Origin of the sequence: Micromonospora hortensis, from assembly GCF_022230935.1 — a bacterium.
Classification (GTDB): Bacteria; Actinomycetota; Actinomycetes; order Mycobacteriales; family Micromonosporaceae; genus Micromonospora; species Micromonospora hortensis.
On sequence record NZ_JAKKFE010000046.1, the window covers coordinates 20785 to 27310 of the forward strand.

At 69.0% G+C, this 6526-nt stretch carries 6 protein-coding genes; 4 read left to right on the forward strand and 2 right to left on the reverse strand.

Annotated features, from left to right (window positions below; genetic code table 11):
- Positions 1 to 163: 163 nt before the first annotated feature.
- Complete coding sequence (selD, locus tag NIE111_RS26900) at positions 164 to 1153, reverse strand: selenide, water dikinase SelD (protein ID WP_238687101.1); 990 nt, start codon at positions 1151 to 1153, stop codon at positions 164 to 166.
- Positions 1154 to 1348: 195 nt separating this feature from the next.
- Here selD and NIE111_RS26905 point away from each other — a divergent pair, with 195 nt between their 5' ends.
- The 4 genes from NIE111_RS26905 to NIE111_RS26920 all read left to right on the forward strand — a co-directional run bounded on the left by NIE111_RS26905 (position 1349) and on the right by NIE111_RS26920 (position 4670).
- Positions 1349 to 2104 (forward strand): amino acid ABC transporter ATP-binding protein, encoded by a 756-nt coding sequence (locus NIE111_RS26905; RefSeq protein WP_238687102.1) that lies wholly within the window; start codon positions 1349 to 1351, stop codon positions 2102 to 2104.
- 56 nt (positions 2105 to 2160) lie between these two features.
- Positions 2161 to 3027, forward strand: coding sequence for a glutamate ABC transporter substrate-binding protein (locus tag NIE111_RS26910; RefSeq protein ID WP_238687103.1), 867 nt, complete (start codon positions 2161 to 2163; stop codon positions 3025 to 3027).
- A gap of 84 nt (positions 3028 to 3111) precedes the next feature.
- Entirely contained in the window at positions 3112 to 3786 is a 675-nt protein-coding gene (locus tag NIE111_RS26915; protein WP_238687104.1) for an amino acid ABC transporter permease, read from the forward strand.
- Positions 3786 to 4670 (forward strand): amino acid ABC transporter permease, encoded by an 885-nt coding sequence (locus NIE111_RS26920; protein WP_238687105.1) that lies wholly within the window; start codon positions 3786 to 3788, stop codon positions 4668 to 4670. The genes NIE111_RS26915 and NIE111_RS26920 overlap by 1 nt, the downstream gene beginning before the upstream one ends.
- A 140-nt stretch (positions 4671 to 4810) precedes the next feature.
- Here NIE111_RS26920 and rny read toward each other — a convergent pair.
- Positions 4811 to 6526 (reverse strand): ribonuclease Y (gene rny / locus NIE111_RS26925; RefSeq protein WP_238687106.1); only part of this gene is annotated, 1716 nt, incomplete at its 5' end.

The following is a 6526-nucleotide window of genomic DNA, read 5'->3' on the forward strand; positions in this document are numbered from 1 at the left end:
ATTTGACCCCAGCCGGGGGCAAGTTACCGGTCTGTGACCATTCCGGGCAAAATTTCCCTGAGCGGCATTGCTCCGAGTAGCGGGAAGGTGACAGTTTATCGGGTACGGTGGCCCATCCCCACCACCGCCACCGCGTGTCCTGCCGCAGGTCGCCCGCCCCCGGTCAGCGCAGGACGACCCGGTGCTCACCCTGGGGCAGCAGCTCGCCCACCACCGGAGCGCCGGGCACCTCGCCGGCGACCAGCAGGCCACCAGAGGTCTGCGCGTCGGCCAGCAGCAGCCGCTCCGCCTCGTCCGCCGCACCGAAGTCGGTCCACGGTGTCACCCACTCCAGGTTGCGCCGGCTACCGCCGCTGACGAACCCGTCGCGCAGCGCCTCCCGCGCGCCGGCCAGATAGGGCACCCGGGCGGTGTCGATGGCCACCGTGACCTGGCTGGCCCGGGCCAGCTTCGAGGCATGCCCGAGCAGCCCGAACCCGGTCACGTCGGTGCCACACCGGATGCCGGCGGCGACCGCCGCACGGGCGGCCTCCCGATTGAGCGCGCTCATCGTGGCCACCGCCTCCGGGAAGCTCTCCCCGGTCGCCTTGTGCCGGGTGTTCAGCACACCCACCCCGAGCGGCTTGGTCAGGGACAACGGCACCCCGGCCCGCCCGGCGTCGAGGGTGATCAGCTCCTCCGGTCGGACCGTGCCGGTGACCGCGAGACCGTACTTCGGGCCGTCGTCGTCCACGCTGTGGCCGCCGGCCAGGTGACAGCCGGCCTCCCGCGCCACGTCCTGGCCGCCGCGAAGCACCTCACGAGCCAATTCCAGCGGCAACACGTCGCGCGGCCAGCAGAGCAGGTTGAGCGCCACCAGCGGGGTGCCGCCCATCGCGTACACGTCGGAGAGCGCGTTGGCCGCGGCGATCCGACCCCAGTCGTACGCGTCGTCGACCACCGGGGTGAAGAAGTCGGCGGTGCTGACCAGGCCGGTCCGCTCATCCAGGCGCACCACCGCCGCGTCGTCGCCGTGGTCCAACCCGACCAGCAACTCGGCGGTGCCGGTCGCCGGGCCGAGACCGGCCACCATGATCTCCAGCTCGCCCGGCGGGATCTTGCAGGCGCAGCCACCGCCGCGGGCGTACTTGGTCAACCGTACGGGTTCGGTCATCCACCCATGATCGCGACAGAGCGCCACGATCGCCACCGCGACCGCCCATCCGGTGACCAAAATCGGACGCCTGACAACGATCGTGACCGGTGTTACCGCTCCGTGACCCGCTGGGTTGCGTTCTGCCACATCAGGCCGCCTACAGTGGCCGCACCGGGGGTCAACCGACCCCGATCCGGGAGACGACAGGGGACGGTGGACGACGTGACGACGGGCGAACCGCTCATCGTGCTGGACGCGGTCAACAAGTGGTTCGGGCCGCTGCACGTGCTGGACGACGTCTCACTGTCGGTGGGTCGGGGCGAGGTGGTCGTGGTGATCGGCCCGTCCGGCTCCGGCAAGTCGACGCTGTGCCGCGCGATCAACCGACTGGAACCGATCAACTCGGGCACCATCACCTTCGACGGCCAGCCACTGCCGGCCGAGGGTAAGCCCCTCGCGAAGCTACGCAGCGAGGTGGGCATGGTCTTCCAGTCCTTCAACCTCTTCGCGCACAAGACCATCCTGGAGAACGTCACCCTCGGCCCGATCAAGGTCCGCAAGGAGAAGCCGACCGCCGCTCGCGAGCGCGGCCTGGCCCTGCTGGACCGGGTCGGCATCGCCAACCAGGCGGACAAGTTCCCGGCCCAACTCTCCGGCGGTCAGCAGCAGCGGGTGGCCATCGCCCGGGCGCTGGCCATGCAGCCCAAGGCGATGCTCTTCGACGAGCCGACCAGCGCCCTGGACCCGGAGATGGTCGGCGAGGTGCTCGACGTGATGACCTCGCTGGCCAGCGACGGCATGACGATGGTCGTGGTCACCCACGAGATGGGCTTCGCCCGGCACGCGGCGAACCGGGTCATCTTCATGGCCGACGGCAAGCTCGTCGAGGACGCCTCGCCGGCGGAGTTCTTCGACAACCCGCGCAGCGACCGGGCCAAGGACTTCCTCTCCAAGATCCTCACGCACTAGGCGTCCGTAGTGGAGCGCGCCGTACTCGGTGGGCTCCGTTGAAGAAGGAGAAGAGTATGCGTTTGAAGCGCATTGCGGCAGTCGCCGCGGTCGCGGCTCTGGCCGTCACCATGACCGCCTGTGGCGGGGACGAAGGCGGCAGCACCGGCAGCTCGGGCGCCAAGGGCATCGTCGGCAAGGCAGAGAGCCAGAAGAAGCTCGTGATCGGCGTCAAGGCCGACCAGCCTGGCCTGGGTCTGCAGACCGGAAGCCAGTACGAGGGCTTCGACATCGAGATTGGCAAGATCATCGCCAAGGGTCTCGGCGTCGACGCGAACAACATCGAGTGGAAGACGACGGTCTCCAACAACCGGGAGCCCTTCATCCAGCAGGGCACCGTCGACCTGGTGGTGGCGACGTACACCATCAACGACGAGCGCAAGCAAAAGGTCAACTTCGCCGGACCGTACTTCATCGCCGGCCAGGACCTGCTCGTCAAGGCCGACTCGACGATCACCGGCCCCGAGGGCCTGGAGGGCAAGAAGGTCTGCTCGGCCTCGGGATCCACGCCCGCCAAGCGGATCCAGTCGGACTACCCGAAGGCCAAGCTGCAGCAGTTCGACGCGTACTCGAAGTGCCTGCCGCTGCTGGAGAACGGCCAGGTCGACGCCGTCACCACGGATGACATCATCCTCGCCGGCTACGCCGCCCAATCCCAGTTCGCCGGCAAGTTCAAGGTCGTCGGCAAGACCTTCTCCACCGAGCCCTACGGCATCGGCCTGAAGAAGGATGACAAGGACGGCTGCGAGAAGGTCAACGAGATCCTCAAGGCCGCCGCCGCCGACGGCACCTACAAGGCCGCGTGGGACACCAGTCTGGGCAAGAGCGGCAAGGCCGCGCCCGAGCTGGACACCACCAAGCTGACCAACTGCAGCAGCGTCTGACCGGTCCCGGGGGCCGACATCCGGACACGGGTGTCGGCCCCCGGCCCGTGACGACGCCGACGACCTGCCCCCGGGAGCGGACGCATGCACGTATTCGCCGATCCGACTAACTTCGACGCCTACCTGTCGGGCTTTATCTGGATCCTCAAGCTGACCGGCGCGTCGGCGGTGTTCGCGCTGACACTCGGCGTGCTGCTCGCCGCCATGCGGGTCTCGCCGGTTCCCGTGCTGCGCGGTTTCGGAACAGTCTGGGTCAACATCTTCCGTAACACGCCGCTCACCCTGGTCGTCTTCTTCTGCTTCTTCGGGCTGTACTCCACGCTCGGCCTGACCCTCTCCGACGACCTGGACCTGAACAACTTCTGGCTCGGGGTGGTCGGCCTGTCGGTGTACACGGCTTCCTTCGTCTGCGAGGCGCTGCGGTCCGGGGTCAACACCGTGCCCGCCGGGCAGGCCGAGGCGGCCCGGGCGATCGGCCTCTCCTTCGCCCAGACCCTACGGATCGTGGTGCTGCCCCAGGCCACGCGCTCCGTCATCGCGCCGCTGGGCAGCATCCTGATCGCGCTCTGCAAGAACGCCACGATCGTCGGCACGATCGGTTTGATGGAGTCCTCGAACGTGATGAAGCAGCTGATCAATGACAACGGCGACGCGGTCATCATGATCTTCCTGGTCTTCGCCGGCACGTTCGCCGCGTTCCTGATCCCCACCGGCTACGCCTTCGGCTGGCTGGCCAACCGACTGGCGGTGAAGCGCTGATGAGCACCGACTCCGTCCTTTACGACCACCCGGGGCCTCGGGCACGGATCCGTAACGCGGTACTGAGCGTCGTCTTCGGTGTCGCCCTGGCCGGGCTGCTCTGGTGGATCTACTCGAAGTTCGACGAGGCGGGCCAGTGGGAGGGGCAGCTCTGGAAGCCCTTCACCGAGGCCACCACCTGGACTCAGTTCATCGGGCCCGGTCTGCTCGCCACACTCTGGGCGGCTGCGGTCGGCATGGTGCTCTCGTTGGCGTTCGGCATCATCTTCGCGGTCGGCCGGCTCTCCGAGCGTCGCTGGATCAGCATCCCGTCCGGCGCCGTGGTCGAGTTCTTCCGTGCCGTTCCGCTGCTCCTCATGATCTTCTTCATCTTCTACGGCGTGCCGTTCGTGATCAAGGGGCCGGTGACCGCCTTCTGGGCCGTCGTGATCGGGCTGACCCTCTACAACGGCTCGGTCCTCGCGGAGGCGTTCCGGGCGGGAATCCGCTCACTGCCCGGCGGTCAGTCCGAGGCCGCGTACGCCATTGGCATGCGCAAGAGCCAGGTCATGCAGCTGATCCTCGTCCCGCAGGCCGCCCGGGCCATGCTGCCGGTCATCGTCAGCCAGTTGGTGGTGCTGCTCAAGGACACCGCGCTCGGCTACATCGTCGCCTTCCCGGAACTGCTCCAGCGCGGGGTCAACGACCTCGCCGCGAACAAGGGCAACATCGTCGCCGCGGCGATCGTGGTGGCCGCGATCTACATCGTGATCAACTCACTGCTCACCGCGCTGGCCAACTGGCTGGACCGGCGCAGCCGTCAGCGTGGCTTCCGCGCGCAGCGGCGGATCGCCACCGGTGCCACTCCGGTCGGCGGCAACACCATCAGTGAACCGCAGGGCTGACCTGCGACGTGGGCAGCCAGGCGTCCCGCCGGGCCGCGCCGCCGAGCAGCACGCGCATGATTGACTCGATTTTTCAGACATCGGGGTGTCCCCAAGAAGGGGACACCCCGATATTGCTGAGCTCCTGGTGATCGGGCTGTTCAGCGGGCGATCTCGGTGACCCGGGACTCGCGGACCACTGTGACCCGGATCTGACCCGGGTAGGTCAACTCCTCCTCGATCTGCTTGGCCACGTCGCGGGCCAGCACTGCCGCCCCGATGTCGTCGACGTCGTCCGGCTTGACCATGACCCGGATCTCCCGGCCGGCCTGCATGGCGAAGACCTTGTCCACACCGAGCTTGCCGGCCGCGATCTCCTCGATCCGCTCCAGCCGCTTGACGTACGCCTCCAGGCTCTCCCGGCGCGCGCCCGGTCGACCACCCGAGCAGGCGTCGGAAGCCTGCGTGAGCACGGCCTCGATGGTCTGCGGGGGCACCTCGTTGTGGTGCGCCTCGATGGCGTGCACCACGTCCTCGTGCTCGCCATACTTGCGGGCCAGGTCCGCGCCGATGATGGCGTGGCTGCCCTCCACCTCGTGGGTGAGCGCCTTGCCGATGTCGTGCAGGAACGCCGACCGCTTGATGATCGGCACGTCCAACCGCAGTTCGGCGGCCATGATGCCGGCGATGTGGGCGGTCTCGACCAGGTGCTTGAGCACGTTCTGCCCGTACGAGGTGCGGTAGCGCAGCCGGCCGAGCAGGGTCACCAGTTCCGGGTGGATCTCGGTGATGCCGACCTCGACCAGGGCGTCCTCGGCGGCGCGGAGGCAGAGCTGCTCCACCTCCTGCCGGGCCAGGTCGTAGACCTCCTCGATCCGGTGCGGGTGGATGCGCCCGTCCAGGACCAGCTTCTCCAGGGTCACCCGGCCCACCTCGCGACGGACCGGGTCGAAGCAGGAGAGCAGTACGGCCTCGGGGGTGTCGTCGATGATCAGGTTGACGCCGGTCACCGACTCGAAGGCGCGGATGTTGCGCCCCTCCCGGCCGATGATCCGCCCCTTCATCTCGTCGCCGGGGAGGTGCAGGACGCTGACCACGCTCTCCGCGGTCTGCTCGCTGGCGACCCGCTGGATCGCGTCCACCACTATGTGTCGGGCGCGCTGCTCGGCGGTGTTGCGCGCGTCGGACTCGATGTCCCGTACGAGCAGCGCCGCTTCCCGCTTGGCAGACGTCTCGATGGCGTCGACCAGCTCCAGTCGCGCGGAGTCGGCGGTGAGCCCGGCGATTCGCTCCAACTCCCGGCGGCGCAGCTCCTCCGACTCGGTCAGCTCGGCTTCGCGCTGGGCGAGCGCGGCCTCCCGGGCGGCGAGGGCGGCCTTCGCGGCGGTGAGCTGCCGCTCCCGCTCGGCGAACCGCTCCACCTCCTCGGTGTGCATCCGCTCCCGCTCGTCCATCCGAGCTGCCCGACGTTCCACCTCGGCGGCCTGCTCCCGGGTGGTGGCGGCGAGCACCGCGACCTCCCGCTCGCCGCTGCGCCGGGCTGCCGTGCGCAACTGCTCGGCGTCCGCCTCGGCCTGCTTGTGGGCGCGCTCCAGAACGGTGTCCGCCTCGGCCCGGGCGTCGTCGAGGACCCGCCGCGCCTCGGCGCGGGCCGCCTTCGCCTCGGCCTTCGCCGCCGCCGCCTCGGTGCGGGCCGCGGCGGCCGCTGACTTCGCCACGTCGATCGTGCTGTTCGCCTCGTCGGCCGCGGTCCGCAGGGCAGCCAGGGACTGCTCCTGGCGGTCCTTCTCGGCGATGAAGGCGGGATCCTCCGGAGCCGGCGCGGCGCCCATCCGGCGCATGGTCCGGATGCCGACCAGCACGGCCCCGATCACCAC

Excerpts from the sequence above, each read along its gene's own strand:
- NIE111_RS26920 (WP_238687105.1), top strand. The coding sequence starts at position 3,786 with ATGAGCACCGACTCCGTCCTTTACGACCACCCGGGGCCTCGGGCACGG.
- NIE111_RS26915 (WP_238687104.1), top strand. The coding sequence starts at position 3,112 with ATGCACGTATTCGCCGATCCGACTAACTTCGACGCCTACCTGTCGGGC.
- selD (WP_238687101.1), bottom strand. The coding sequence starts at position 1,153 with ATGACCGAACCCGTACGGTTGACCAAGTACGCCCGCGGCGGTGGCTGC.
- NIE111_RS26910 (WP_238687103.1), top strand. The coding sequence starts at position 2,161 with ATGCGTTTGAAGCGCATTGCGGCAGTCGCCGCGGTCGCGGCTCTGGCC.